The 26,666-nt window shown below is 57.3% G+C and carries 22 protein-coding genes; 14 read left to right on the plus strand and 8 right to left on the minus strand.

Annotation, left to right across the window (positions count from 1 at the left end):
• Window positions 1–54 precede the first annotated feature (54 nt).
• Complete coding sequence (locus tag ACMG4N_RS02725) at window positions 55–774, plus strand: DUF4197 domain-containing protein (protein ID WP_297767645.1); 720 nt, start codon at window positions 55–57, stop codon at window positions 772–774.
• A gap of 53 nt (window positions 775–827) precedes the next feature.
• On the opposite strand, the gene ACMG4N_RS02730 is transcribed toward ACMG4N_RS02725, so the two are convergent.
• The 3 genes from ACMG4N_RS02730 to ACMG4N_RS02740 all read right to left on the minus strand — a co-directional run bounded on the left by ACMG4N_RS02730 (window position 828) and on the right by ACMG4N_RS02740 (window position 3,084).
• Window positions 828–1,559 carry a glutamine amidotransferase gene (locus ACMG4N_RS02730; protein ID WP_414432860.1) on the minus strand — a complete coding sequence of 244 codons (732 nt, stop codon included), beginning with the start codon at window positions 1,557–1,559 and terminating at the stop codon, window positions 828–830.
• Between the two features lie 270 nt (window positions 1,560–1,829).
• Window positions 1,830–2,393, minus strand: a complete 564-nt coding sequence (locus tag ACMG4N_RS02735) for a DNA-3-methyladenine glycosylase I (protein WP_414432861.1) — start codon at window positions 2,391–2,393, stop codon at window positions 1,830–1,832.
• The gene (locus ACMG4N_RS02740) at window positions 2,362–3,084 is read right to left on the minus strand and encodes a helix-turn-helix transcriptional regulator (protein ID WP_414432862.1); all 723 of its coding nucleotides are present in this window, start codon (window positions 3,082–3,084) and stop codon (window positions 2,362–2,364) included. The genes ACMG4N_RS02735 and ACMG4N_RS02740 overlap by 32 nt, the downstream gene beginning before the upstream one ends.
• A gap of 196 nt (window positions 3,085–3,280) precedes the next feature.
• Here ACMG4N_RS02740 and glyQ point away from each other — a divergent pair, with 196 nt between their 5' ends.
• The 5 genes from glyQ (at window position 3,281) to ACMG4N_RS02765 (ending at window position 8,259) form a co-directional block, all read left to right on the plus strand.
• Complete coding sequence (glyQ, locus tag ACMG4N_RS02745; protein ID WP_414432863.1) at window positions 3,281–4,273, plus strand: glycine--tRNA ligase subunit alpha; 993 nt, start codon at window positions 3,281–3,283, stop codon at window positions 4,271–4,273.
• The gene (gene glyS, locus ACMG4N_RS02750; protein ID WP_414432864.1) at window positions 4,273–6,345 is read left to right on the plus strand and encodes a glycine--tRNA ligase subunit beta; all 2,073 of its coding nucleotides are present in this window, start codon (window positions 4,273–4,275) and stop codon (window positions 6,343–6,345) included. Before glyQ ends, glyS begins: the two co-directional genes overlap by 1 nt.
• 171 nt (window positions 6,346–6,516) lie before the next feature.
• Window positions 6,517–7,059 carry a D-glycero-beta-D-manno-heptose 1,7-bisphosphate 7-phosphatase gene (gene gmhB / locus ACMG4N_RS02755; RefSeq protein WP_414432865.1) on the plus strand — a complete coding sequence of 181 codons (543 nt, stop codon included), beginning with the start codon at window positions 6,517–6,519 and terminating at the stop codon, window positions 7,057–7,059.
• A gap of 2 nt (window positions 7,060–7,061) precedes the next feature.
• Window positions 7,062–7,790, plus strand: a complete 729-nt coding sequence (locus tag ACMG4N_RS02760; protein WP_414432866.1) for a lysophospholipid acyltransferase family protein — start codon at window positions 7,062–7,064, stop codon at window positions 7,788–7,790.
• Between the two features lie 109 nt (window positions 7,791–7,899).
• Window positions 7,900–8,259 carry an H-NS histone family protein gene (locus tag ACMG4N_RS02765; protein WP_290536932.1) on the plus strand — a complete coding sequence of 120 codons (360 nt, stop codon included), beginning with the start codon at window positions 7,900–7,902 and terminating at the stop codon, window positions 8,257–8,259.
• 632 nt (window positions 8,260–8,891) lie between these two features.
• Here ACMG4N_RS02765 and gyrB read toward each other — a convergent pair.
• The 4 genes from gyrB to dnaA all read right to left on the minus strand — a co-directional run bounded on the left by gyrB (window position 8,892) and on the right by dnaA (window position 15,328).
• A complete protein-coding gene (gene gyrB / locus ACMG4N_RS02770; protein ID WP_297767670.1) occupies window positions 8,892–11,309 on the minus strand; it encodes a DNA topoisomerase (ATP-hydrolyzing) subunit B in 2,418 nt (805 codons plus the stop codon).
• Window positions 11,310–11,318: 9 nt separating this feature from the next.
• Entirely contained in the window at window positions 11,319–12,428 is a 1,110-nt protein-coding gene (gene recF / locus ACMG4N_RS02775) for a DNA replication/repair protein RecF (RefSeq protein WP_414432867.1), read from the minus strand.
• A gap of 294 nt (window positions 12,429–12,722) precedes the next feature.
• Window positions 12,723–13,823, minus strand: a complete 1,101-nt coding sequence (gene dnaN, locus ACMG4N_RS02780; RefSeq protein WP_035245693.1) for a DNA polymerase III subunit beta — start codon at window positions 13,821–13,823, stop codon at window positions 12,723–12,725.
• 95 nt (window positions 13,824–13,918) lie between these two features.
• Window positions 13,919–15,328: a chromosomal replication initiator protein DnaA gene (gene dnaA, locus ACMG4N_RS02785; RefSeq protein WP_414432868.1), complete on the minus strand. Its 1,410-nt coding sequence runs from the start codon at window positions 15,326–15,328 to the stop codon at window positions 13,919–13,921.
• Window positions 15,329–15,935: 607 nt separating this feature from the next.
• On the opposite strand from dnaA, the gene rpmH reads away from it, so the two are divergent.
• The 8 genes from rpmH to ACMG4N_RS02825 all read left to right on the plus strand — a co-directional run bounded on the left by rpmH (window position 15,936) and on the right by ACMG4N_RS02825 (window position 25,728).
• Window positions 15,936–16,070: a 50S ribosomal protein L34 gene (rpmH, locus tag ACMG4N_RS02790; RefSeq protein ID WP_011590025.1), complete on the plus strand. Its 135-nt coding sequence runs from the start codon at window positions 15,936–15,938 to the stop codon at window positions 16,068–16,070.
• Between the two features lie 38 nt (window positions 16,071–16,108).
• Entirely contained in the window at window positions 16,109–16,474 is a 366-nt protein-coding gene (gene rnpA / locus ACMG4N_RS02795) for a ribonuclease P protein component (RefSeq protein WP_297767679.1), read from the plus strand.
• Window positions 16,475–16,514: 40 nt separating this feature from the next.
• Complete coding sequence (yidC, locus tag ACMG4N_RS02800; protein ID WP_414432869.1) at window positions 16,515–18,251, plus strand: membrane protein insertase YidC; 1,737 nt, start codon at window positions 16,515–16,517, stop codon at window positions 18,249–18,251.
• Between the two features lie 96 nt (window positions 18,252–18,347).
• Window positions 18,348–19,730, plus strand: a complete 1,383-nt coding sequence (gene mnmE, locus ACMG4N_RS02805) for a tRNA uridine-5-carboxymethylaminomethyl(34) synthesis GTPase MnmE (protein ID WP_297767685.1) — start codon at window positions 18,348–18,350, stop codon at window positions 19,728–19,730.
• Window positions 19,731–20,094: 364 nt separating this feature from the next.
• On the plus strand, window positions 20,095–21,618 hold the full coding sequence (locus ACMG4N_RS02810; RefSeq protein WP_414432870.1) for a hypothetical protein: 1,524 nt from the start codon (window positions 20,095–20,097) through the stop codon (window positions 21,616–21,618).
• A 9-nt stretch (window positions 21,619–21,627) separates the two neighbouring features.
• Window positions 21,628–22,944: a hypothetical protein gene (locus tag ACMG4N_RS02815; RefSeq protein ID WP_414432871.1), complete on the plus strand. Its 1,317-nt coding sequence runs from the start codon at window positions 21,628–21,630 to the stop codon at window positions 22,942–22,944.
• A gap of 11 nt (window positions 22,945–22,955) precedes the next feature.
• Window positions 22,956–23,621, plus strand: a complete 666-nt coding sequence (locus ACMG4N_RS02820; RefSeq protein ID WP_414432872.1) for a hypothetical protein — start codon at window positions 22,956–22,958, stop codon at window positions 23,619–23,621.
• Entirely contained in the window at window positions 23,611–25,728 is a 2,118-nt protein-coding gene (locus ACMG4N_RS02825; protein WP_414432873.1) for a DUF6160 family protein, read from the plus strand. The genes ACMG4N_RS02820 and ACMG4N_RS02825 overlap by 11 nt, the downstream gene beginning before the upstream one ends.
• On the opposite strand, the gene ACMG4N_RS02830 is transcribed toward ACMG4N_RS02825, so the two are convergent.
• Complete coding sequence (locus tag ACMG4N_RS02830) at window positions 25,725–26,654, minus strand: GIY-YIG nuclease family protein (RefSeq protein ID WP_414432874.1); 930 nt, start codon at window positions 26,652–26,654, stop codon at window positions 25,725–25,727. The two genes, ACMG4N_RS02825 and ACMG4N_RS02830, sit on opposite strands and share 4 nt — an antisense overlap.
• Between the last annotated feature and the right edge of the window lie 12 nt (window positions 26,655–26,666).

Consider the following 26,666-nt stretch of genomic DNA (forward strand, 5'->3'; position numbering starts at 1 on the left):
GCAGCCAGCCCGGAATGCAGTAGCATTGGCCGCACATCATAAGGAGAACACGGTATGAAACAGCTTGGGGTTCTGGCGGGGTTACTGATAGTAAGCATGGTGAGCGGCTGCAAGACCATGGAAGCCGCCATGCCCTGGGTGGACATGGGCAACCAGATGGCCAAGAACGCCGGCTACGACACCGACTCGAAACTGGCCGCCGGCATCAAGGAAGCCCTGATCACCGGCACCGACCGGGCCAGCACCCAGCTCTCCCAGACCGGGGCATTCAATCTGAAGCTGCCCGCGGCCGCCCAGCCAGTTGCCGATACCCTGCGCCAGTTCGGTTTCGGCAGCTATGTGGATAAGGTGGAAACGGCCATGAACCGTGGCGCGGAGCAGGCGGTGGCGGAAGCGGCACCGGTGTTCAAGCAGGCCATCACCAGCATGAGCGTCAATGATGCCCTGGGAATTATCCGTGGCGGTGATACCGCGGCCACCGCCTATTTTCGGGGTGAGACCGAAAGCAGCCTGCGCCAGCGCTACCAGCCGATTGTGGAAGACAACCTGAAAAAGACCGGCTTCTACGACCAGTATAAAAGCCTGCTTGCGGTGTACGATAAGTTACCACTCACTAACAAGCCCAGTATGAACCTGGAAAGCTACGTCATCGACAACAGCATGGACGAACTCTACACCCGCATCGGCGAACAGGAATCCCTGATCCGCCAGAACCCCATGCAGCAGGGCAGTGCCCTGATCGGTGCGGTGTTTGGTTCAGGCCAGGGCGGGTAAAAAAGCGGGGGGCGGCCGTAGGAACGTCGCTACGCTCCTACGCCATAGGTTGGTTACGCCACCTGCGCTGCCGTGAGCAGGGCAAAGCGATTCAGGATGGTGCGGGCATCATCGCATTCGCGCACTTCCGGCAGATGACTATCCACTTGTTGCTGGGTGAGTCCCTCACCACGCAAGGCCTGCAGGTAGGCGCGCATCACATCGGCGCTGAATTCCGGATGAAACTGCACCCCCCAGACCCGCTCTCCATAGCGGAAGGCCTGACAGGCATCGTGGCCGTTGCTGGCCAGGACCATGGCGCCGGGGGGCGGAGTCAGTACTGACTGACGATGCACCACTTGTGCCCACGGATGTCCGGCGATGGCGCCTAACAGGGCATCCTGTCGTCCGGCACCGGTCAACCGCAGGGCAATAGTGCCCACTTCCAGACCCATGGGGTTATCCGCCACTTCGCCACCCAGGGCGTGAGCCAACAGCTGGTGGCCAAAACACAGCCCCAGGACCGGCACTTGCACCGCCTCGTGAACCAGGGTGTATAACCAGCGCATCAACGTCCGCATCCATGGCGCCTGATCGGTGACCATGGCGTGGGAACCGGCAATGACCACGCCCGCCAGCTCGCTCAGGGCAGGAAACGGCCCCCCCTGTTCCGCATCAATGACCATGACATCGGTGACCGACCCCAGTCCCTGGTGTATCCAGGCCTCGAAGTCACCGTAATGGGCGCTGATCTGCGGGAAGGTGCTGCCGGTCTTGATGATGGCAATGGGTTTGCTCTGATTCATGGCCTGTCCACCGTACTGTCCTTGTCTGGTTTCCTTTATACAGAGCAAGGGCTGTACCAACTTTTGAGGAACAAGTTGAAAGTTCAAAGTTGCAAAGCGCGGGCCTGTTCTGGTGCCAGCCGATTATCACTGGAGCCGCGCCGTAAGGGATAGAAAAAGCCACCTTTTTCAGGACCCGGTTCTGTCGTTTTTTCGCGTTGCGGCGCGGCGAAAGTGCCTAATGGTTAGCGGATGCCTCTATCGCGCCTTTCAACTTTAAACTTTGAACTTTCAACTCAACTCCCGATGCCGCGGGCAGGTGGTGAGGTGATCGTTGACCATGCCGGTGGCCTGCATGAAGGCATAGACGATAGTAGGGCCGACAAATTTGAAGCCACGTTTTTTCAGCGCCTTGCTCATGGCTTCAGCCACCGGGGTAACGGCGGGTACCTCCTTGAGGGTGTGGAAATGATTGATCTGCGGGCTACCATCGACAAAGTCCCAGAGGAAATCGCTCAAGGTCAGGCCCTCGTCACGCAGGGCCAGATAGGACCGGGCGTTGCCGATGGTGGCAGCCACTTTCAGACGGTTGCGGATAATCCCCGCATCCTGGAGCAGGGCGGCTACCTTGCGGTCGTCATAGCGAACGATCTTTTCCGCGTCGAAACCGTCGAATACCTTGCGATAGTGCTCACGCTTGCGCAGCACGGTAATCCAGCTCAGGCCGGCCTGGGCACCTTCCAGGTTCAGGCATTCGAACAGGGCCCGATCATCGTATTCGGGAACCCCCCATTCATGGTCGTGGTAGTGCTGGTAGAGCGGGTCATCCCCGCACCAGGGACAGCGGTCGTTCATCTCTTTTCTCTTCCGTTGTTGCACAGTCAAAAGACGCTTGGTAATCGGCCAGGGTCTGGCCCGCACGTACCGGGTAGCTGTCTTCCAGGGTCTGCAGGATAACGATGCGATCCACCCGAAAATGGCGGAAGCCGCCGCGCAGTTCACACCAGCCCGCCAGGGTCCAGCAGTGGCCCCAGAAGTATAGTCCCAGAGGCCAAATCACTCGCCGGCTATGTTGATCCTGCAGATCCCGGTAATGCAGGCGTACCTTCGCCCGTTCGGCGATGGCCTGCTGCAACGGATCGAGCATGGCGCCCAGCATGCGCCGCTCCGGTAGCGGCGGGGCGCTCACCGGTGGCGTCATGGCGCGCAACTGGGCCGGCACCGCCATGGCCAGCTTTTCCTGTACCGCCGCCAGGGCTTGCGCCTGGCGCCGGCCGGCCCAGCCCTGGGCCATGGCCAGACCGGTGAGCAGGGCCTGCCATTCCTCCACGCTGAACATTAACGGCGGCAGCTGATAGCCCTCCAGCAACGCATAGCCTTTACCCGCCTGGGAATAGATGGGCACGCTACTGGCAGAAAGGTGATCGATATCCCGATAGATAGTCCGTTCCGATACCGCCAATCGCTGCGCCAATGTCTGGGCGGTGGTCCACTGGCTGGCACCGATAATCTGCACGATCTGAAACAAGCGTTCCGCGCGTCGCATGCTCTTTCCCTGTTATCGCACTGGTTATGCCACTCTGGCCATCGACATTACCCGAGCCGGCCTGGTGCGTCATTCTACCGGTTCACTCCTGACACCCTGCTGTCAGTAGTCGTCCGGCCAGCGGTATCACCGGCCCGGTCGGCCCGGTATACTTGGCGCCTTTCGCGGCAATCGAACTCGAACAACAGGATTCAGCATGGCGGAACAACCGCAGACGGATATTTTGACCTTCCAGGGCCTGATTCTGGCCCTGCAACAGTACTGGGCCGAACAGGGGTGCGTGGTCGTACAACCCCTGGATATGGAAGTGGGCGCGGGTACCTTTCACCCCTCCACCTTCCTGCGCGCCATCGGCCCGGAAAACTGGAACAGTGCCTATGTGCAGCCTTCCCGCCGGCCCACCGATGGCCGCTACGGGGAAAACCCAAATCGGCTGCAGCACTATTACCAGTTCCAGGTGGTACTGAAACCGTCCCCGGACAATATTCAGGAGCTGTATCTGGGTTCCCTGCGGATGCTGGGTTTTGATCCGCTGGTCCACGATATCCGCTTCGTGGAAGACAACTGGGAATCACCCACTCTGGGTGCCTGGGGTCTGGGTTGGGAAGTGTGGCTCAACGGTATGGAAGTCACCCAGTTCACCTACTTCCAGCAGGTTGGCGGCATCGACTGCTACCCGGTCACCGGCGAGATCACTTATGGTCTGGAACGTCTGGCCATGTATATCCAGGGCGTGGATTCGGTCTACGACCTGGTCTGGTCCGACGGCCCGTTCGGCAAGGTCACCTACGGTGACGTGTTCCTGCAGAACGAAATCGAGATGTCCACGTTCAACTTCGAACACGCCAACGTGGATGAACTGTTCAAGCAGTTCGACCTGTTCGAGGGCGAATCCACCAAACTGATCGAGGCCGGCCTGCCGTTGCCCGCCTATGAGTATGTGCTGAAAGCCTCCCATACCTTCAACCTGCTGGATGCCCGCAAGGCCATCTCCGTCACCGAACGTCAGCGCTTTATTCTGCGTGTGCGCACCCTGGCCCGGGCCGTGGCCCAGGCCTACTTCGACAAGCGGCGTTCGCTGGGCTTCCCCATGGCGGATGCCAGCATCCGCGAGGAAGTGGAGGCGGAATTGAAAAAGCAGGATGAAAAGGCCGCAAAGCAGGCCGCCAAAAAGAAGGGGAAGCAATAATGTCCCGGGATTTGCTGATTGAACTGGGCACCGAAGAACTGCCCCCCAAGGCGCTGCCCACTCTGAGTGCGGCGCTGACGGAAGAATTTGTCCGCCAACTGGATGAAGCCGGTCTCAACCACGGTGAGGTAGAAAGCTTTGCCGCCCCGCGCCGTCTGGCTGTGCTGGTGCGTGGCCTGGATGACAAGCAGGCCGATCGGGATATCGAACGCCAGGGTCCGGCCGTGCAGGCCGCCTTCGACAAGGACGGTAACCCCACCAAGGCCGCGCAAGGGTTTGCGTCTTCCCTGGGGCTGACCGTGGACCAGCTGGGTCGTCAGGACACCGGCAAAGGGGAGCGCCTGGTGGCGCAGATCACCGAGAAAGGCAAACCCGCCGCTGAATTGATTCCCGACTTCTTTGCCCAGGCGGTACAGAAGCTGCCGATCCCCAAGCGCATGCGCTGGGGCAAACGCAAGGTCCAGTTCGTGCGCCCGGCGCACTGGCTGGTGGCCCTGTTCGGTGATGAGGTGGTGCCCTTCGAGCTGCTGGATCTGCACGCCGGGCGCACCAGTTACGGCCACCGTTTCCATGCCCCCGGCGCCATCGAGCTGGCTACCGCCAGCGACTACGCCGAGCGCATGGAAAAAGACGGTCATGTGATCGCCGACTTCGCTCGCCGCAAGGCGATGATTGAAGAACAGGCCATCGCCGCCGGCAAGGAAGCCGGTGGTACCGCGCAGATCGACCCGGATCTGCTCAATGAAGTCACCGCCCTGGTGGAATGGCCACTGGCGCTGATGGGTAGCTTCGACGACGACTTCCTGCGTGTGCCCCAGGAAGCGCTGATCAGCGCCATGGAAGAGCACCAGAAATATTTCTCGGTGCTCGATGCCAACGGCAAGCTGATGCCGCGCTTCATCACCATCAGCAATATCCAGTCCAAGGATCCCCAGCAGGTGATCCACGGCAACGAGAAGGTGATTCGCCCGCGCCTGGCGGATGCGGCCTTCTTCTACGACAACGACTGCAAGAAGACCCTGGCCCAGCACGGCAAGGGGCTGGCCAATGTGGTATTCCAGCAACAGCTGGGCACCGTGGCTGACAAGTGCGCACGTATTGGCGCACTGGCCGCCATTATCGCCGAGCAAATCGGAGGCGATGCCGAACAGGCCAAGCTGGCTGGTGAGCTGAGCAAGGCGGACCTGAACAGCGAAATGGTCGGTGAGTTCGACACCATGCAGGGCATCATGGGTTTCTATCTGGCGCGCCTGGAAGGCCAGCCGGAGGAAGTGGCCCAGGCCCTGTACGAGCAGTACCTGCCGCGTTTCGCCGGCGACAAGCTGCCGCAGAGCAAGACCGGTATGGCCGTGTCTCTGGCCGACAAGATCGATACCCTGGTGGGCATCTTCGGCATCGGCCAGAAGCCCAGCGGTACCAAGGACCCCTACGCCCTGCGTCGGGCTACCCTGGGTGTGCTGCGTATCATCATCGAAAACCAGCTTGATGTGGACCTTCACCATCTGCTGGAAAAAGCCGGTGATCAGCTGGAGCTGCGTATCAACCGCGCCGAGGCTGCTGAAGCCTTCGAGTTCATCAAGGGTCGCTACCGGGCCATCTACCAGGAGCAGGGCATTGCTACACCGGTGATCCTGTCGGTACTGGCCATCGACGATGCCTGTCGCAAGCCGCTGGATTTCGACCGCCGGGTGAAAGCCGTGGCCGCCTTCCAGCCTCGGGAAGAAGCCCAGGCCCTGGCCGCCGCCAACAAGCGGGTGTCCAATATCCTCGCCAAGCTGGATCAGGCACCGCCGGAGGAAATCGATGGGGCTCTGCTGGAAGACGAGGCCGAGCAGACCCTCACCGATCTGGTGGTGGCCAGCTACGAGCAGTCCGAACCGCTGCTTGAGAAAGGGGACTATCAAGGCGTGCTGGAAATGCTGGCTGAGCTGCGCAAGCCGGTGGATGCCTTCTTCGACACCGTCATGGTAATGGCGGACGACGAGGCCGTGCGCAACAACCGCCTGGCCCTGCTGGCCTTCCTGCGCGACCTGTTCCTGAATGTGGCGGATATCAGTCTGCTGCAGGAATGACGAACAGCTAGACGCAACACGAGAAAAAACGAGGCCGCTTCCAAGCGGCCTTTGTTTATCCCGTAGGCGCGTCGCTGGCGGCACGATACCGGTTGCTTCTTGGTAATCTGTAACCCTCTCGCCATGCAAGCATGGCTCCTACGAACATGATTGGTATTGGGCAAGAAAGGCATGAACAAACTCATCATCCTCGACCGAGACGGTGTCATTAACGAAGACTCCGACGCCTATATCAAAACCTTGAACGAGTGGATTCCATTACCGGGCAGCATTGACGCCATCGCCCGTCTCAGCCGGGCAGGCTATACCGTGGTGGTGGCCACCAACCAGTCCGGTATTGCCCGTGGCTACTTTGATGTGGCGACACTGGATGCCATGCATGAACGGCTGGCAGATCTGGTTCGTGCAGCGGGCGGCGAGATCGGCAAGGTGTTTTATTGCCCCCACGGCCCGGACGATGGTTGCGACTGCCGCAAGCCCGCTCCCGGCCTGATCGACCAGATTGTTACCGAGTATGGCGATGTCACCGGCACGCCCCTGATTGGTGATAGCCTACGGGACCTGGAAGCCGGGGTAGCCCGTGGTTGCCAACCTGTACTGGTATTAACCGGAAAGGGCGCCAAGACACAGAACAAGGGCTTGCCGACTACGCTGGGCCATGTCGATATCTACGACTCCCTGGCGGATTTTACAGATCATATTTTGAAGGATTAGGCATGACCCAGCACACGCATTATTCGCTGCCCATCAAGATACGCAGCATTCTGTTTTTTGTGCTGTATAACCTGGCCGGCATTATCCACAGTGTTTTCTGCGTACTGGTTGGCCCCTTCCTTCCCTACCGCCGTCGCTATAATTTCGTCAATCTGTGGACCGGCTTTGCCATGTGGCTGCTGCAGCGGCTTAACGGCGTGCGCATTCAGGTGGAAGGGCGTGAGAATCTGCCTCCAGGGGCTTTCGTAGTCTTGGCGAATCACCAGAGCAGTTTCGAAACCTTTTATATGCAATTGCTGATCAGACCACAGGCCACCGTACTCAAGCGCGAGTTACTGTGGCTGCCTTTTTTCGGCTGGGGTCTGGCCTTGCTAAAACCGATTACCATCAATCGCAGCAATGGCAGTGCGGCACTAAAATCTGTACTGCAGCAAGGCAAGCAACGCCTGCAAGCTGGCATTCCCGTGGTGATTTACCCGGAGGGTACACGCCAGGCACCGGGCACCCTGGGTAAATTCAATCATGGTGGTTCCATGCTGGCGTGTCAGGCTGGCGTCCCGGTTGTGGCCATTACCCATAACAGCGGCAATTGCTGGCCCGCCCGTTCCTGGATGCGCCTGCCTGGGACGATTACCTTACGCATCAGCCCGCCGATTAACAGTGACGGTAAAAAGGCTAAACAGGTTACCGAAGAAGCAGAAAACTGGATTCACCAGCATTACCCTCAATAGTTTTAAAATCGTTTTTTTATTGTCCATCTATCACGAGTTTAATTGCCTTTCCCCGCTAAAATAACTAGAGTTTGTGCCGCTGTTAATCATCGATAACAAGGGCTACTCAATGAGCATTAATCTTGATGAACTTTCCGTTGATGAACTGGAAAAACTGATCAAGCAAGCGGAAACCGCACTGGACAAGAAGCGCAAGGCAGAGCTGAAAAATGCTCAGGCGGTACTTGAGAAAATGGCCAAGGATCTGGGCGTCTCTCCGGAAGCATTGCTGAAGGATACCGCCGGCAAAAAGAAAACCACCCGCAAAAAAGCCGCCAAGAAGAAAACCGGTGTGCGTCGTCCGGCCAAGGTGAAATACCGCGATCCGAACGATAGCAGCAACACCTGGACCGGCCGCGGCAAACGTCCGTTGTGGCTGCAGGGCGCACTGGAGAAGGGCGCCAAGCTGGAAGATTTCGCGGTCGAGTAAACAACAACGTTTACCCGATACGCGACAAAAAAAGCGAACCGTAAGGGTTCGCTTTTTTTATCTGCTTATTTCAGGCTAGCCCCTTAACCCCGCCGGTAACCGGTTATTCGGCAGTGTGCCTTCCTGGCCAACCGATGCCGTGAGTCCCTGACAGGCCGGAATCAAAACCGTCACTATTGCCAATAGCAAAAGGCCAGTGAGACCCGTCAGCGGTAAATGGCTTAACAGCTTTGCCCTGCGACGCTTATCGCTACGGTAATCCTTTTCCTTTTTCACCATGCGGCTCCTTTCATCCCTGATCTGCAGAGCAGTTTTCCCGACCCTCACATTGTCGCCCTATGACAGCGGACAGTCCGGGCATAGAGGGTCCGGAAAAGTCACGACCTCTTTACGGCCTCCAGGGGCACTGACCCTCATGAGCGCCAGCATCCGCTGATGCCGCGCTTGTTATGCTTACAAACTACACTCACACAGTTACAAATTGAATACTGTTCAGATCAGCTTTTACGATTGCAGACGACGATCAGCACTAATGCAGGAGAGACAGGAAGAAGGGGAAGCGAGGAGGGCAAAAACAAAAAAGGGGCCAGACAGCCCCTTTTTCGTTTTCGTTACGGCAAAACGACGCTGTATCAGACGTCCAGATTGGAGACCTGAAGTGCATTGGACTCGATAAACTTGCGACGCGGATCCACATCATCACCCATCAGGCAGGTAAAGATCTGGTCTGCTGCGATGGCGTCCTCGATGGTGACCTGCAGCATACGCCGGCTTTCCGGGTCCATGGTGGTTTCCCACAGCTGCTCTGCATTCATTTCCCCCAACCCTTTGTAGCGCTGGAAGCTGGTGCCACGGCGAGCCTGAATCATCAACCACTCCAGGGCGTCGGCGAAGTGCCGGATGGGGCGCTGCGTTTCGCCACGCTGGATATAGGCATCCGCGGCCAGCAGGCCTTCCAGGGTTTCCCCCAGTGCCTTGATCTTCTGATAATCCGGCGACTGCAGGAAATCCAGAGTCACGCGGTATTCGCGAGGTACACCGTGAGCGAGTACTTGCACACGCGGCAGGTACAGGCCACGCTCCTCGTCTCGAGCGGCGGTGATGGTAAAGGTCTGGGTGGCATCGGTGATCGCATCTACCCGTTTGCCAAGCACCTGGCACCAGTCTTCCATGCCCGCCTGATCCTTCAAGCCTTCTTCGCTGACCGAAGGCATGTAAATCATCTGCTCCAGCACTTCCTTGGGGAAAACCCGCGACTGACGGTCGACAATCTTCATGACGTTGCGGTATTCCGCAATCAGGTTGGCCAGGGGCTCTCCACTGATTGGCGGCGCATCATCACCCGGATACAGGGCGGTTTTTTCCAGAGCCAGGGTGGTCAGGTACTCCTCCATGGCCGGATCATCCTTCAGATAGGTCTCCTGCTTGCCTTTCTTCACCTTGTAGAGCGGCGGCTGGGCAATGTAGATATAGCCCCGCTCAATCAGCTCGGGCATCTGGCGGAAGAAGAACGTCAGCAGCAGGGTGCGGATGTGAGAGCCATCCACGTCCGCATCGGTCATGATGATGATGCGGTGATAGCGGAGCTTTTCAATATTGTATTCGTCGCGGCCGATCCCACAGCCAAGGGCGGTAATCAACGTGCCTACTTCCTGGGAAGAAAGCATCTTGTCGAAGCGGGCCTTTTCCACGTTGAGGATCTTGCCCTTCAGCGGCAGGATCGCCTGATTCTTGCGGTCGCGCCCCTGTTTGGCAGAGCCCCCCGCAGAATCACCCTCCACAATATACAGTTCGGAGAGGGCAGGGTCTTTCTGCTGGCAGTCCGCCAGCTTGCCGGGCAGGCCGGCAATATCCAGCGCGCCTTTACGACGGGTCATTTCCCGGGCCTTGCGCGCCGCATCCCGGGCACGGGCCGCATCGATGATCTTCGAGGAAATGGCCTTGGCTTCCTGGGGGTTTTCCAGCAGGTAGTCCTGGAACAACTCACCCATGGTCTGCTCGACCGCACTTTTCACTTCGGAAGACACCAGCTTGTCTTTGGTCTGGCTGGAGAACTTGGGATCCGGCACCTTCACGGAAATCACCGCGGTCAGACCTTCACGGGCATCATCGCCGGTGGGGTTAGCCTTCTCTTTCTTGAGCAGACCTTCCTTTTCCATATAGCTGTTCAGGGTGCGGGTGAGGGCAGCCCGGAAGCCAGCCAAGTGGGTACCACCATCCCGCTGGGGAATATTATTGGTAAAGCAGAACAGATTTTCCTGGTAGGAATCATTCCACTGCATGGCTACTTCCACAGCAATGCCGTCTTCTTCGCGGTCAAACTGGAAGTGGAATACCTGGTTCAGGGGCGTCTTGTTTTCGTTCAGATAGCTGACGAAGGCGCTCAGGCCGCCGTCATACTCGAACACATCCTCTTCACCATTACGCTCATCCAGCAGGTGGATACGCACCCCAGAGTTCAGGAAGCTCAGTTCCCGCAAGCGCTTGGCCAGAATGTCGTAGTGAAACTTGATATTGGTAAACGTTTCCGGAGAAGGGCGGAAATGAATGGCTGTGCCGCTGCTGTCGGTATTACCGACCACTTCCAGAGGCATAGCCGGTACACCGTGGCGGTAGACCTGCTCGTGGACCTGGCCGTTACGACGAATCGTCAGCTTCAGCTCTTCGGAAAGGGCATTCACAACAGACACCCCCACACCATGGAGGCCGCCGGACACCTTGTAGCTGTTGTCGTCGAATTTACCCCCGGCATGGAGCACAGTCATGATCACTTCGGCGGCGGACATGCCTTCTTCTTCGTGCATGTCCACGGGAATACCCCGACCATCGTCCTGGACGGACACGGATTCATCCGGGTGGATAACCACCTTGATCTCGGAACAGTGGCCAGCCAACGCCTCGTCGATGGAGTTATCCACCACCTCGAAGACCATATGGTGCAGGCCAGTGCCATCATCCGTGTCCCCGATGTACATGCCAGGGCGCTTGCGAACGGCGTCCAACCCTTTCAGCACCTTGATGCTGGATGAATCGTAATTTTTCTCCGCCATGGTATTTCCTTATTCACTCCCGGTGAGGGGCCGAAGTTGGCCATGTTCCACGTGGAACATTTTGCTCTCGATCGCCCGTAACGCTTTGTTCTGCTGCACCACAGCCTCCCATTGGGGCTGATCCAGTGCGGTAATCAGGGTCTGGTGACCGGTGGAAGCCAGATATCCCAGCATCTGATTACGGTGTTCTTCGTCCAGCTCAGCAGCCAGATCATCCACCAGCAGGGTACAGACTTTCCCTGCCTGGCTGATCAACGGCAACTGAGCCAGCACCAGACCATAGGCAACCAGCTTGGCCTGGCCCCGGGAAAGGCGATCTCGCGCCACCACTCCCCGGGTTTCGATACGAATATCGCTGCGATGATACCCTGCCTGACTGAACCCACGTCGGATATCGTCAGGACGGAGGCGAGCCAGGGCATCCGCATAACTCTCGTCTTTTTGTAGTCCCGTCTGTAGTTGCACCCGGATTTTCAGCTCCGGTGCCAGATGAGACAACACCGTATCCAGCCCTGACTGCAGGGCTTGCAGATAGCTACGACGCAACCCTTCGATTCTATCAGAAGTCTGCGCCAGTTGCTGGTCCCAAAACCCCAGTTCACGGGGGTTCGGACGCCCGGTGCGGAGCAGGGCGTTACGTTGCTTCAGGGCCGCGGACGCGGTGCGCCATACCGGCATAAATTCATGTTCCACGTGGAACATTCCCCAGTCCATAAACCGCCGGCGCAGGGCTGAGGCCCCGAACACCAGCTCCACCGACGTGGGGTGCAGGGCCAGAACAGGGAGAAGACCAGCCACCTCGCTCAAGGCCCTGGGGGTTTCCCCATTTAGCTTGATGGCATCAATCCCCCCCGGGGTACGGCGCACCCCCAGCCGGTGGCTCTTTTCACCCACCTCTACTTCGGCATACAGGGTTGCCGCGGAGGCACCGTCGCGAACCAGCCGCGACAGTCTGCCACCACGAAACGAGCGCCCCCCGCTGCCAATGAAATAGATGGCCTCCAGCAGGCTGGTCTTGCCGCTGCCGTTGTCACCAAGAATCACATTAAGGGAAGGGGAGAGGGCAATATCCAGCTGACGGTAATTGCGAAAATCTCCGAGCTGGAGACGACTCAACATAGAAAGGAATCCACCCACACCAACCAGGGAAGCCGCCACAGCGGCAAGAAATGACTGCACCGATTGTAGCTCAGGGAGAGGGCAGGGGCGATGATGCTAAAACCTGTTTCCACCACAGAGGGCACAGAGTTCACTGAGAAAAACCCATTTTCGACCAAGAGGGTGGCGAAAGATCTTCACCTCTGTGTGCTCTGTGCCCTCCATGGTAAGACGCTTTTACAGCAGCAGATGAGGCCGGGCAAAAAAATACCCGGCGCGGTGGCCGGGTATTGGGGGAGGAGCAAGGGCTGTGGATCACAGCCGCATGGGCATGACCACATACAGAGCCGCTTTGCTCTCCGGGTCCAGCACCAGGGCACTGCTGTTGCTGTCGCCCATTTCCAGCTCCGCCTGAGTGCCGGCCATGGTGTTGAGCACATCCAGCAGGTAGCTCACGTTGAAGCCGATCTCCAGGGGCTGACCATTGAAATCCACGGATACTTCTTCTTCCGCTTCCTCCTGCTCCGGGTTGTTGGCTACGATACGCAGGCTGCCTTCAGACAGCTGCACCCGCACACCCCGGTATTTTTCATTGGACAGGATCGCCACCCGAGCCAGAGCCTGGCGCAGGGTTTCCCGGTCGGCGATGATGGTGCGCGAGCCTTCCTTGGGAATCACCCGGTCATACTCGGGGAACTTGCCATCGACCAACTTGGAGGTGAACGTAATCGCCCCCACCACAATACGGACATGATTGCGGCCCACGGTCAGGCGGGCATTTTCGCCAGCATCACCCAGGATGCGGGACAGCTCCATCACCCCTTTACGCGGCAGGATCACCGACGCTTCTTCCACCGGCACATCCAGCTCCGCATCGCACAGGGCAAGGCGGTGACCATCGGTAGCCACGGCGCGCAGACGGCCTGGCTTGAGCTCGAACAACATGCCGTTGAGGTAATAGCGCACGTCCTGCTGGGCCATGGAAAACGCAGTACGATCGATCAGGCTGCGCAACACGCCTGGCTGGATATCCAGACTGGAGCCGGCAGCATCTTCTTCCAGATTGGGAAACTCGGACGCGGGCAGGGTGGAGAGGGTGAAACGGCTGCGACCGGAACGAACCAGCATGCGCTCGCCATCCACCTCGAAACGGATGTCGGCTTCCGCCGGCAGGCTCTTGGCAATGTCCACCAGCTTGCGGGCCGGCACCGTGGTTTCCCCGGCCTGATGCTCCCCCTCCAGGGGCAGGCGAGCCACCAGCTCCAGCTCCAGATCGGTGCCTGTCATGGAAAGCTGACCATCTCCCACTTCCAGCAGGACATTGGACAGCACCGGCAAGGTTTGCCGTTTTTCCACCACTGCAGCCACCTGTTGCAGGGGCTTGAGCAGTTGTTCTCTATTGATTGAGAATTTCATCGCGCTTTCCCGTTCTGGTTATTTGGGCCAGAGGCTCCCGGGCCCTTCCTTTACATATGGATGCTCAGAACCGGCCACCAGGCCGGGCTTCCCCGTCAGGACGTCAACGTCCGTAACAGGCTCTGGTAATCTTCCTCGATTTCCGGATTGGATTCCCGCAGCTGCAATACCTTACGACAGGCATGCAACACGGTGGTGTGATCACGGCCACCAAAATTTTCACCGATCTCCGGCAGGCTGTGGCTGGTCAGTTCCTTGGACAACGCCATGGCCACCTGCCGCGGTCTCGCCACCGAACGGGTCCGACGTGGAGAGAGCAGGTCATTGATCTTGATCTTGTAGTACTCGGCCACCACACGCTGAATATTGTCGATGCTGATTTGCCGCGCCTGCAGGGCAATCAGATCCTTCAGCGCTTCCTTGATCAGGCCGATATCGATCTGGGCACCGGTGAAACGCACATGAGCGATCACCCGGCGCAGCGCCCCCTCCAGTTCACGTACATTAGAACGGATTCGTTGCGCAATAAAGAAGGCCGCGTCATTGGGCAGATCCACCTTGGCTTCTTCCGCCTTCTTTTTCAGGATCGCGACCCGGGTTTCCAGCTCCGGCGGTTCCATGGGCTGGGACAACCCCCAGCCGAACCGACTCTTGAGCCGCTCTTCGAGACCATCCACTTCCTTGGGAAACTTGTCGCAGGTAAGGATGATCTGCTGACCATTTTCCAGAAGGGCATTGAAGGTATGAAAGAACTCTTCCTGGGACTGCTCTTTACCTGCAAAAAATTGAATATCATCAATCAGTAGCGCATCTACCGAACGATAGAAGCGCTTGAACTCGTTGATGGTCTTGTTGCGCAGGGCGGAGATCATGTCCGCCACAAAACGCTCACTGTGCAGATAGACCACCTTGGCATTGGGGTTGCGTCGCAGCAACTCGTTGCCCACTGCGTGCATCAAGTGGGTCTTACCCAGGCCCACGCCCCCGTACAACAGCAGGGGGTTGTAGCCATGACTGGCCGGGTTCTCCGCCACCTGTTGGGCCGCTGCCGCCGCCATGCGATTGGACTTGCCTTCGACAAAGGTAGCAAAGGTGAACCCGGTGTTGAGGTTGCTGCGATGTTTGCGGGCGCCTCCCAGCTCCGTAGGCTGCGGTTTGCTCTCTGCCAGCTCCGGTGTGCGCATATGACCAGAAGATGGCGTAGCGGGGCTGGCAGGGACAGGGGATGACGACTGGGCAGACGGAGTGGGCATCCGGCTGGACCCCACCTCCAACCGTAACTGGGGGAGGGCGCCACTTTGCAGCTCGCCCAGCACCTCGCCGATACGGTCCATGTACTTGTCACGAACCCAGTCAACCACAAACCGATTGGGTGCAAACAGCGTCAGCTCGGCGCCATCCGCAGATGCAGCCACCTGTAATGGCCGTATCCACATATTGTACTGCTGTGACGGCAACTCATCCTCGAGTCGAGTCAGGCAGCGTTGCCAGAGCTCTTCAGACACGCACACGCCTTATTATCCTGGAACGATACCGTCCTTTCCTCTTCCACTGAGACGGGAAGAGGAAGAACACAGGGCCCGACCGCGACAGAAATCACAGTCCAGCGGCACTCTTGAGCCCTGAATCGTCTTTTATGAACTGAATGAAAATTCGGTCAATGAACCGGAATCGAGCCCGTCATTCTACCCCCTCCGAGCGATAACTATCCACAGGGCAGCCAGGATTTTTCCGGCTTTATTTCTGTGGATAACTAGGGCCATAACCCTGTGCGGGAATGCAGGTACAACCCGGTGGACAATTGGAGGGACAACTTATACCCACATTTAATGACAGGTCGTCCCCCGCTCGTCCCCAGTACTTACACACAATGGTACGCAAGTTATCAACGACGCAAACTAATGATATAAATAGCCTTTTCGCGCTTATCCACAAAAAGTGCCTTCCCCTATAATAACTACTACTACTAAAAAACATTTAAATATTTAAGTTCTATTAACAGTTCTCTCCAGCAGGTCTTGAACTTGTCTGAAAAGCCGATTGACAGGGGATTTCGCTTTCCCTAGACTTGCCGGCCTTCCAATTGCTGTCTCATTCCATGGGGAAGACACCATGAAACGCACATTTCAGCCCAGCGTACTCAAGCGCAAACGTGCCCACGGTTTCCGTGCTCGCATGGCGACCAAAAACGGTCGCAAAATCCTGGCCGCTCGTCGTGCCAAGGGTCGTAAGCGGTTGGCTGCCTGAGCCAACCGTCTTACTCTGCCCTCCTGGCTGAGGTAACAGTGCCAACAACCCAGGCTTTTACCCGCCAGCACAGACTTCTCACCGGACCCCAATATCAGACCGTATTCGACCACTCCAAATGGAAAGTGGGCAATGCGGCGTTTCTGTTGTTGGCTTGTCCCAACCAGCAGGCTCTGCCCCGGTTGGGATTGGTGATTGGTCGCAAGCGTGCCAAACGTGCCGTCGACCGTGGGTGCGTCAAACGCAGAGCGCGGGAACAGTTCCGATTGCGGCAGGATCAGCTGGCAGGTCTGGACATTATTTTGCTGGTTCGAGGACGTGTGGATCATCCTGACCCGGCAGAAGTCACCGACCAGCTTGGCAAGCTATTCGACAAGCTGCTTGCTAAGTGCGGGCAAGCTTGAGAAACTGCGGCCCGTTTTTCTCGCCACAGAATAGTCTGTTATGGAAATCCAGCGCGCCCTTGTAATCACCGGCATTGCCATCGTTTCCTACCTGATGATTCAGGCCTGGCAACAGGATTATGCCAACCCGACCCAGCCAGCCCCCGTTGAGGAGGTTGCGCAGAGCGCGCAAGGCAATGGCGACGGACTCAACCTGCCTTCCCCCCAGGCAGATGATGTGGATAACGGTATTCCCTCTGCACAGTCAGAGCGGGTTGATGCCCCTTCTGCCGAATCCACTGAAACTACAGCCCGCCAGGAACGCATTCGGGTCAATACCGATGTGTTGCGCGTGGAGATCGATCCTCAGGGCGGCGATATCGTTCGTCTGGCGCTGCCTGAGTTCCCCCATCATGTGGATACCCCGGACCAGCCCTTCGTGCTGCTCGAGCAGGATGCCAGCCGCACCTATGTGGCTCAGAGTGGCCTGATTGGCAAGAACGGCACAGATTCCAGCGCTGGCCGTCCACTATGGAGTGCTGCCCAGCAGAGCTACCAACTGGATGACGGCACCCAGGAACTGAACGTGGATCTGACCTTGCGTCAGGACAATGGCGCCGAGCTGGTCAAGCGTTTCACCTTCGAACGCGGCAGCTACCTGGTACGTGTCAGCCATATTATTCGTAACCAGGGCAGCAGCGAGTGGTCCGGTGCCTTGTATGGCCAGATCAAGCGTGATGGCAGCGAAGATCCTGGTCTGTCCAACAGTGGCTTTATCCCCATGCCCACCTATCTGGGTGGCGCCTACTGGGACAGCGAAAAGCCTTACAACAAACTCGATTTTGAAGACATGTCAGAAAACCCGCTGGACCTGACCGTCCAAGGCGGCTGGCTGGCCATGGCGCAGCACTATTTCGTGTCAGCCTGGGTGCCTGATGCCCAGCAAAAGAACCATTACTCCAGCGTTCACCTGGAAAAACGCGGTCAGTACCTGCTTCGCTTTGTGTCCCCCACCATCAAGGTGGCGCCGGGCGAAGAGAAGGTGCTCTACGCCGAGTTCTATGCCGGGCCCAAGCAGCAGGACAAGCTGGAGGCGATTAGCCCCGGTCTGAATATGACTGTGGATTACGGTTGGTTGTGGTTTATCTCCCAGCCGATCTTCGCCCTGCTGGTATTCCTGCAAAGTGGTGAAGTGTCCGTGTTCGGCATGGATATCGACATTGGCATGGGCGTCGGTAACTGGGGTGTTGCCATTATCCTCCTCACGCTCATTATCAAGGCGATCTTCTTCAAGCTCAGTGCCACCAGCTATCGCTCCATGGCGAAAATGCGCAAGGTGGCGCCGGAAATGCAGCGCATCAAGGAGCAGAACAAGAACGACAAGCAGAAAGCGCAAATGGAAACCATGAAGTTGTTCCAGCGCGAAAAGATCAACCCGCTGGGTGGTTGTCTGCCCATGCTGGTTCAGATGCCAGTGTTTATCGCTCTTTACTATGTGTTGCTGGAATCCGTGGAGCTGCGTCAGGCACCGTTCTTCCTGTGGATCAACGATCTGTCAGTAATGGATCCGTACTTCGTCCTGCCAATCCTGATGGGCGCCTCCATGTTCCTGCAGACCCGCCTCAATCCCACCCCGGCCGACCCCATGCAGGCCCAGGTGATGAAGTGGATGCCGGTGGTGTTCTCCGTATTCATGCTGTGGTTCCCGGCGGGTCTGGTGCTGTACTGGCTGACCAACAACATTCTCTCCATTGCCCAGCAGTGGGTGATCACCCGCAAGATCGAAAACGAGGGATAACGGGCTCGCCCCGCTGTTCTTTGCAAACCGGCCGGGATTTCCCGGCCGGTTTTGTTTTATGCTGATGCTCCCGTTACGGCCTTCCAGAATCACTCCATGTCGAATACTGCCCAGGACACCATTGTTGCGATTGCCACTGCGCCCGGCCGGGGTGGGGTTGGCGTGGTGCGTCTGTCAGGGCCTAACGCCGAAAACATCGCAGGCAACATTGTTGGTGGTCGCACACTGACGCCGCGAATGGCGCATTTCGCCAAATTCAGGGATGGCAAGGGCGACGTTATTGATGAAGGACTGGTGATTGCCTTTCCCGCCCCTCATTCCTTTACCGGCGAAGATGTGGTGGAGCTACAGGGCCACGGCGGCCCGGTGATCCTGGATATGCTGGTGGCTGCCTGCATTGCCGCCGGCGCCCGCCAGGCCCGGGCCGGGGAGTTTTCCCAGCGGGCATTCCTTAACGACAAGATGGATCTGACCCAGGCCGAGGCCATTGCGGACCTGATTGACGCGGGCACCAGCGCCTCTGCGCGGGCTGCTCTGCATTCCCTTCAAGGGGTATTCTCTGACCAGGTGAATCGTCTGGTGGAGGCATTGATCGGATTGCGCATCTATGTAGAAGCAGCAATCGACTTCCCGGAGGAGGAGATCGACTTTCTTTCCGATGGCAAGGTGGCTGGCGATCTGCATGACGTGCGCGAGCAGTGCCTGCGGGTGCTGGAGGAGGCCAACCAGGGCCGCCTGGTCCGGGAAGGCATGACCCTGGTGATCGCCGGCAAACCCAACGCCGGCAAGTCTTCCCTGATGAATGCCCTGGCCGGTTTCGATGCTGCCATCGTCACGGATATCGCCGGCACCACCCGGGATGTGCTGCGCGAATCTATCCAGCTCGATGGCATGCCGCTTAACCTGATCGACACCGCCGGCCTGCGTGACAGCGCTGACGTGGTGGAGCAGGAAGGGATTCGCCGCGCCTACGCGGAAATGAGAAAAGCGGACCGTTTGCTGGTCATGGTGGATTCCCGCGAGGGTGAAGTTAATCCACAAGATATCCACAGCTTGCTGCCGCAGAGTCAGCAACAACTGGAGAATCTGGATCTGCCGGTTACCGTGGTGCTCAACAAGGCCGATTTGTCCGGCATGGCCACCGGCCCCCGTGATGACGGCAGCTTCGTGATCTCTGCCACCACCGCTGAAGGGCTCTCTGATCTGCGCGATCACCTGAAAGACGCTGCGGGGTTTAAAGGGATGGGCCAAGGCGAAGGGCAGAGCCGCTTCTCCGCCCGCCGCCGCCACATCACTGCCCTGGAGCAGGCCCTGGCCGCCCTGGACAAGGGCGAGCAGCAATTGCACGGTCACGCTGCTGGCGAATTGCTGGCAGAAGACCTGCGCGCCGCCCAGAAAGCCCTGGAAGAAATCACCGGTGCCTTTACTGCCGATGATCTGCTGGGGCGTATTTTTTCCTCCTTCTGTATTGGTAAATAAAAGAGCGCTATCTCTGCCATGGAGTCAGGCGCAGTGCTCTCCGCCTACAATAGTTACCCACAGCCTTTCTGGTTGACCCAATATCCCCCATTTCTGACCAAACCGCTCATCGCATAAAAAAGCGGCGAAGCCCTTTCAAATCAAAAGCCTACCCGTACGGTAAACACATTGTTTTATTTTAAGCATTGAGTTGCATATTAGTTGCGTTAGTTTCGTATGACCGATCAGTCACAAAAATGAATGGCTGCACATAAAACAATAACAACGCAATGAGGTGAGCATGCTCACCAGACTCAATGACAGAACCTGCATCAGGTTATCCCGTGTTTTGCTGGTTGTGCTCGCGGCTGCCCCGATGCCAGGGATGTCTGCACTGCAATCCCTGGATGAAGAAAGCCTGTCTCAGGTAACCGGCACCGGGCTGGCTATCGGCTTTGAGGATTTCCGCTGGCTGATCAAGCCCACCAGTTATTTCGAGCAGGTGGGGTCAGATCCGGTAGGCAGCACCACGCTGCAACGGGGGGATCTGCGCTGGTATGGCGTGAACATTTCCGGTGCGGGTACCGGTGGATTTCACTGGGATGAAACTGGCGGCAATTTCGGCACGTCCTGTGATGCCTCAAGCCTCGGCTGCCCCAGAGGAGGGTTAATCAGTGACTTTGCACCCCATGATAACCCTTACCTGTTACGCGCATTTTCACCCAGGGGAGTCAGCTACGATGGCAACGTCCTCAACAGTGATCCCAATAACCCGGACAGCACCATCTATGAATATCTGGCGCCCAGTGCCCAGCCGGATTACACCTTTTCCTTCTGGGGAGAACTGGAAGTAGGTCGCTCCGGCAATAATGACAACCTGGCCGTGGGTACCGGGGATTTGCTGAAAACCCAGACCATCATTCGTGGTAATGCGGCTAATTCAGCCTTCCGTCTTTTCCAGTTTACCCAACCGGGTAACGAAACCTTCGCCATCCTTTACCACAGTCGCCTGCAGGGAGACTTCCGGTTTTCCGCGGCACAGCATGATGGTCCGGGCGCCAGCGATGTGGTGGGGCAACCGGTCAGGTTTGATGCCCTTGAAGGTCTGCATTTCAAAAATGTGGATGCCTATGTTCCGCTGGGACAGCTTTACTATCAGGCGCTGACCCTGGATACGGTGCCGTCCCAGGATGGGAATTTCATTCTGGAAATTCCCCGTCTTCCCGATGTTCCTACCCATACAGCGGTTCATGATCATTTCTATTCTCTGGCAGTACCGGACAGTGCCGATGCTGGCTATATCACTGCCCGGGCAGCGTTATTGAGCAATACGCCTGGCGCAACGCCTTCTCATGCGGTGGATGATTCGTATTTCGTCACCCATGGCTATTCACGTTGGGGAGATTGGTATCCCTGCCGTGGGGTTGGATGCCCACCGATATCGACAACGGTTACTCCCAATCGCAATGCCTATAACGATACCGATGACGGCATCTTCTTTCGCAAGTGTGAAAGCTGCGATGACTTCGATGCGTTCGCTTACATGATCACGGCGGTGGATGTTCGGCCCGGACAGGATCAGTACTCCTGCCCGGGGGGAAGCAATTGTGGTGATTATGCCCCGCGTGGAGGCACCGGAAGTGTTGCGGATCGTTACTATCGTCAGGCGGTTAATTGTACCGCCAATAACGGGAGTGATTACCAATGTGGCTACGGCGGCAGCTACAACATCAGTGCCGGGTCTGATTACACCACGGTGAACAAGATGAACCCATCAACGCTATTGGGAGTTCCCGGCACCAACACTCTTCCCGTTATTCGTACTGGAGCTGCAAACCTTGGGGATGCCAGAGCGGAAGGTTTACAGGTGAATTACATGAAATTTACCAGCTATGGTGCGGGGAACTAGGGAATTTTTATGGAAAATAAAACAAAAAAAATTCCGTCAGTAAAAATATCATCTGCGCTCATATTATTCTGTTTTTCATCTTGCTACGCGTTCAATGCTGGAGGGATGAGTCCACTTGATGAGGATCAGATGAGAGCTGTTACGGGTCAGGGGCTAATCGTTTCCGACAAAATATCGGGCAGCGCATTATCCAATCCCAATGCCTACTCAACACCCTTTGAGTTCTATCGGATTGGTCTGGACGGTGAGATTCAGTTGAATCTTAACGTTTCAAAGTTACAGCTTGGCTGTGGTGGGATTAACGACCACCTTTCTGGTCATGCAGGTTGTGATATCGATATTGATTACCTGAGCCTGATGGGAAGAAACGGCACCGATATCGGCGATCCAGGAAGCCCTTTTACACTGGACAGGCCTTATATCGAGTTCGCGGTTAAGAATGATGACTCAACGACATTACGCGAGATTGCCGGGATAAAAATTGGCGCGCAATCCGCAGATGGGGCAATCAGTGCAGGGCGGCGGTATTACACGAATAATGCTGTGAATCAGGAAAACACAGCGTTTGCCACTACCTGTAATACCGGTGCGGTGACAGGCTCTGGCGTTGTGGGATGCCATTCCGGGATAAACAGCGTCAGCGGTTTTCTGGGCTCCGAACTGTCACTGACCATGGATATCGAAGCCAGATTGCTGAGTATCTTTACTATAAGAGCAACCGGTTGTACGGGAAGGACCAGCATTGGACATGATGACTGCGGTAATAATCTTGCTGATGCACTTTTTGTCGATATAGCCGGCACCAGAATGCAGACGCTTGGCTTGCAAGCTGCGGAACTGAAAACCAACAATCTCGAGTTCCTGGGGGGAAGTTGTGGTTTTTTTAACCCCCTTGCCTGTGCCGCGGAAGCAGTAATGGATACGGTTTTTGCAAGCCTCAATACCGACCTTCGTAACGTTCATAAACTGACCTTTGAAGATACCTCGGATTTCTTTCTTTCCTTCCAGAGAGAGCCTATTGCCTACCCGCGTTACAGCAAACTGACGCCGACGGCAGAGTTACCTCCTGGCGCCTTTGATAACTGTGCCACCAGTAATGCCACTCCCCGTTGCTCAAGCGGCTATGCGGTTCCGGCCAATACCGGTTGGTGGCTCAATGCCCCTTCCGTGAAACTGCTGGATGTGTACAACCCCAATGCAGATCTAGGCAACCGCGGCATTGATGAGGCTATTGCATTGCTCGGTGCGCCGGGGTTGTTGTTGGAACACCCGGAGTTTGATCTGGCGCCGAAACAAAACTGCTACGGCAGCACCCTGTTCTGCTGAGAGAGGGAAATATGTCTGGATACGGTATGCCTTCGAAATACATTCCTGTTCTGTTCGTACCGTTGTGGTTTCTGCTAAGCGTTTTCTATCCGCAAATCGGGAAAACCGATTCCATGGTTCCCTTGGACGATAATGAACTGCAACTTGTCACTGGGGGTGATGCGATTCAGATAACTCTGCGATTGCGAAACAACGTTGGGGAGAACAATACGCCCGATATCGGTTGTAACGGTACCCCGGACCCCTGTCGTCTGGGGTTGGAGTTTGTGGCCAGGGAAGGGAACTGGCTGGTGCTGAAGGAATTCTATGGCAGCCTAGCCATTGAAGATGTCCGGCTGGAAGGGGCCTATCTGAGTAATAGCGGTTCCAGCTACCGGGACCTGAGTCGTTTTGAAGATGCTGACGGTAACTGCCTGCTTTCCCCCTGTAACCCGGATGGCCTTCCGGCAATTCAGATGGATTATCCGTTTGCGAAAGGGCCGGGCGAATACCAGGACATGCATACCTTTCTGAATATCGGACGCATGGCTGTGGAAGTGGACGATGGGGCTACGCCCGGTTTCATGCTGGACAACAATCCTGGTAGTGCACTGGCGTTTAGAATGAGTGATTCGGCGAGCGCCAACGGCGACATGCAGATGCGTTTTGACGGGAGGGCGTTTTTGTATGGTTTCTGATAACCGTCTTCTGTTGGTCCTGACACTATTACTTCTTTCTGCTGCGCTCACTGCCATGACGCCTATCGATGACACTGGCCTGGCCAATATCCGTGGCCAGGACGGTCTCACCGTCAACCTGGAAAACAGTGGCGTCATCCAGGCCCAACAGCTGAACTGGATAACCGATAGTGGTAACGCCCCAGTCGGATCTTGCAGTGGCGGTGTGACGGACCAACATGCCTGCACGCAACTGAATGGCCTTACCCTGCAGGGCGACGGCAATCCTCTGAGTGCAAAGCTGCAGCTGGATGTAGGCAGTGATGGCACTGTTCCTCTAGTGGCATTGCAGTATGGCTGGCAGCCTTCCTTGTTCACCCTGGACGGGATGACATTGCAAACCGGGACCAACCCCGCTTATGCGGGGCACTCACTGGGCCAGGTCGGCTTGTATTCGCAAGGTAACCTGGCGCTGGTGAACCGGGGGCTTTTCAGCGCGAATAGCCAGCACGCCAATCTGGATTTTTCCATGACCGGTGACTGGATATACCGCCAGGGCGAGGCAGGCAGTGCCGAGATGAGCATTGGCAATCTGATGATACAGAACCGTTTTACCAACGGCCCGGCCGGGGGGCATGCGCCCGCCACTGGCATCATCGGTATCGACAGCAATGGCTTGCTGCTGGAAGCGGATCACACCTATACCGCGCTGGAATTCGACCTGATGTACAAGGCAGCGCCGACAAATTTTGATCGAACGGGTCGTCAGCCCCTGCTTTACGGTGCCTGGCTAGGTGGCCTGAAAGACGCCCGTGTGCGGGTGTCTGCCGGTGGGGTCGGCTATGGCTATGACGGTACAGCGCCGAATGGCAACTGGGATTATGCCGGAAGCAATACGCCACGCTCAGAGGGCCTGATGATTCAGAGCCAGTGGGACTACGACACGGATTTCCAGCTTCGCCTGGGCCATGCGGACGGGGATCGTACCCGCATGGAGCTGGTGAATTGGCGCCGACTGGGGAATAGCCCCGGCCCCATGTTCGCCGTGGATGCGATTCTGGATGTGGTGCAGAACAACACCGGCCCGGCAGGCCTGTGCTTTGGGGGGGGCTTTACCAGCGGCCAGCCGGATAGTGGTTTGTGTACCAGTGCGGGGGGCGGGTTTCATCCCACCCGGGTCGCCCCCGGTGAATCGGCGTTTGCCGTCCTGCTGCGCAATGGCCACCTGCATGCCTACAGTGAACAGTTGACTGTCACCAATCCCACCAGCGGCTGGTCAGATAGCTATGAGTGGGGCGTTGTCCTCACCCTGGGCAAGCTCGATGCCGATATCCTGGCTTACCCGCAAGGGCCCAGCGGCAATGTGGGGCTGCGGGCAGACGCTACCGTGATGGTGCAGTCGCCAGGATTCTGGGACGCGGCCAATAGCGCAGACCCGTTGGTGCGTGCGGCGGCGGCGAATAACTGGCAGACCCACTCCCATTTCCTGTTCGCCAATACCAGCAGCGAGGTGGCCGTGGGTTTGATGAATAACGATCTACTCTGGAAAGCCCGGGATCTTTATTTAACGCTGGGAGAAACAGATACCGCCTTTCCGGACCTTGCGTCAGGAATCATGTTGCGCACCGATACCCTGTCGCACTATCAGGTGCGGGGTCTGCTCGGGGCGGGCAATCTCAGTGACTTGGGCGGGTCCACCGCCAAGGTGGCGCTGTGGGATTTCAATTTGTCCGCGGACCAGTTTCGTTTCGTACTCTATCCGGCCACTGCCGATGGTCTGGCAACTCTGGGGTTTGATGGTTATATGAACCTGGACGGCAATGCGTATCTGTCACTGGCAGAGGTATCCAGCCCCCAGTCAGCGTTCCGGCTATCCAATGTCAGCGGTAGCATCGGCTGGCGAAACGGCAACGTGGTGTTGAAATCCGGTGATCAGAACAGTGACGGCTTGCCCAGCCTGACTATCGAAAATGAACTGTTGCTGGGGCAGAGTGCCGACTTTGGTCAAAGCGGCGGTGGCAACCCGCTGGTCGGGCAGGTGGGATTCGGTGATCAGCAGTATGGTCGCATCGCCTTGCCCGGCGGCACCTGGCACAGTGAAATAATTGCCAAGGTACCGCCGCCTTAGTTGTCTGGCGCCAACACAAAATGCTCGATTCCCTGATCCAGAAACCGGATCAGCATGCGGTAACTGTCCAGATCGAAACTGGCATCCGTATCCGGCATCACCGCCGCCGTTTCCGGCTGACGCTGCACGGTGGTGAGATGACACCACTGATCAATCAGATGGTAGTCCGTTTGTTGCCCGTTCTCCTCACGGATCACCAGCACCCCTGTATAGGGCCAGGCCTGGATATGCTGATCTTCCAGAGTCGCCCGTAACCGCTGATCATGACTTTCCACTGTTTCCTTGCCGCAACAGGCTCCCCGGCACCGGCCCAGCTGGTGCGCAAAACAGGCGCCCTTGCCGCTGCCTTCCAGGCCACAGATCCGCGGGCAAAGTCCGGCATCGCACACCTTGCTGTCGAGCATGGCTTTTGCCTGTCGTGGGCTGCGAAACAGGCCATAGCTGTCCTGGTGCCAGCCGTCGTTGTTTGCCAGCGGCCGATATAACACCGGAACCAGAAAACCACGAGCATCGGTTTCCAGTCGCCAGGTATGCAGCTGGCGATACCGGCGCTGGCGGCGGTTGAAGATCGGTTGGCGTTGCTTGATCTCCCGGTTTTCCAGCAGCAGGGCGCCCAGTTCGCCGGCGGTGACTTGATGCTCGATACGGCGGGTCAGGTAGCACAGCCGGCCTTCCTTCTTATCCCGATGACGGGCAGAAAAATGGCTTTTTACCCGTTGCCGCAGGTTGATGCTTTTGCCCACATAGAGCAGCTCGTCCTGCTCGCCGAAAAACCGGTAAATACCGGGGAGGGCGGGCAGGTCAGCAAACAGGGTTGGATCGATCGGGGAGCGCTGGGAATCTGGGACCATACCGGTAGTGTCCATGGCGAAACGCCATGATGTGGTGAAGGCGAGATGGATGATCTGATATTTTTCCCGTGCCATGATGAAGAAAAT

Source organism: Alcanivorax sp. IL2, from assembly GCF_047495475.1.
In the GTDB taxonomy this organism is placed as follows: domain Bacteria; phylum Pseudomonadota; class Gammaproteobacteria; order Pseudomonadales; family Alcanivoracaceae; genus Alcanivorax.

Coding starts and splice junctions, on each gene's coding strand:
- ACMG4N_RS02725 (WP_297767645.1), top strand. CDS start 55: ATGAAACAGCTTGGGGTTCTGGCGGGGTTACTGATAGTAAGCATGGTG.
- ACMG4N_RS02730 (WP_414432860.1), bottom strand. CDS start 1,559: ATGAATCAGAGCAAACCCATTGCCATCATCAAGACCGGCAGCACCTTC.
- ACMG4N_RS02735 (WP_414432861.1), bottom strand. CDS start 2,393: ATGAACGACCGCTGTCCCTGGTGCGGGGATGACCCGCTCTACCAGCAC.
- ACMG4N_RS02740 (WP_414432862.1), bottom strand. CDS start 3,084: ATGCGACGCGCGGAACGCTTGTTTCAGATCGTGCAGATTATCGGTGCC.
- glyQ (WP_414432863.1), top strand. CDS start 3,281: ATGGCGGAACAACCGCAGACGGATATTTTGACCTTCCAGGGCCTGATT.
- glyS (WP_414432864.1), top strand. CDS start 4,273: ATGTCCCGGGATTTGCTGATTGAACTGGGCACCGAAGAACTGCCCCCC.
- gmhB (WP_414432865.1), top strand. CDS start 6,517: ATGAACAAACTCATCATCCTCGACCGAGACGGTGTCATTAACGAAGAC.
- ACMG4N_RS02760 (WP_414432866.1), top strand. CDS start 7,062: ATGACCCAGCACACGCATTATTCGCTGCCCATCAAGATACGCAGCATT.
- ACMG4N_RS02765 (WP_290536932.1), top strand. CDS start 7,900: ATGAGCATTAATCTTGATGAACTTTCCGTTGATGAACTGGAAAAACTG.
- gyrB (WP_297767670.1), bottom strand. CDS start 11,309: ATGGCGGAGAAAAATTACGATTCATCCAGCATCAAGGTGCTGAAAGGG.
- recF (WP_414432867.1), bottom strand. CDS start 12,428: ATGTTGAGTCGTCTCCAGCTCGGAGATTTTCGCAATTACCGTCAGCTG.
- dnaN (WP_035245693.1), bottom strand. CDS start 13,823: ATGAAATTCTCAATCAATAGAGAACAACTGCTCAAGCCCCTGCAACAG.
- rpmH (WP_011590025.1), top strand. CDS start 15,936: ATGAAACGCACATTTCAGCCCAGCGTACTCAAGCGCAAACGTGCCCAC.
- yidC (WP_414432869.1), top strand. CDS start 16,515: ATGGAAATCCAGCGCGCCCTTGTAATCACCGGCATTGCCATCGTTTCC.
- mnmE (WP_297767685.1), top strand. CDS start 18,348: ATGTCGAATACTGCCCAGGACACCATTGTTGCGATTGCCACTGCGCCC.
- ACMG4N_RS02810 (WP_414432870.1), top strand. CDS start 20,095: ATGTCTGCACTGCAATCCCTGGATGAAGAAAGCCTGTCTCAGGTAACC.
- ACMG4N_RS02815 (WP_414432871.1), top strand. CDS start 21,628: ATGGAAAATAAAACAAAAAAAATTCCGTCAGTAAAAATATCATCTGCG.
- ACMG4N_RS02820 (WP_414432872.1), top strand. CDS start 22,956: ATGTCTGGATACGGTATGCCTTCGAAATACATTCCTGTTCTGTTCGTA.
- ACMG4N_RS02825 (WP_414432873.1), top strand. CDS start 23,611: ATGGTTTCTGATAACCGTCTTCTGTTGGTCCTGACACTATTACTTCTT.
- ACMG4N_RS02830 (WP_414432874.1), bottom strand. CDS start 26,654: ATGGCACGGGAAAAATATCAGATCATCCATCTCGCCTTCACCACATCA.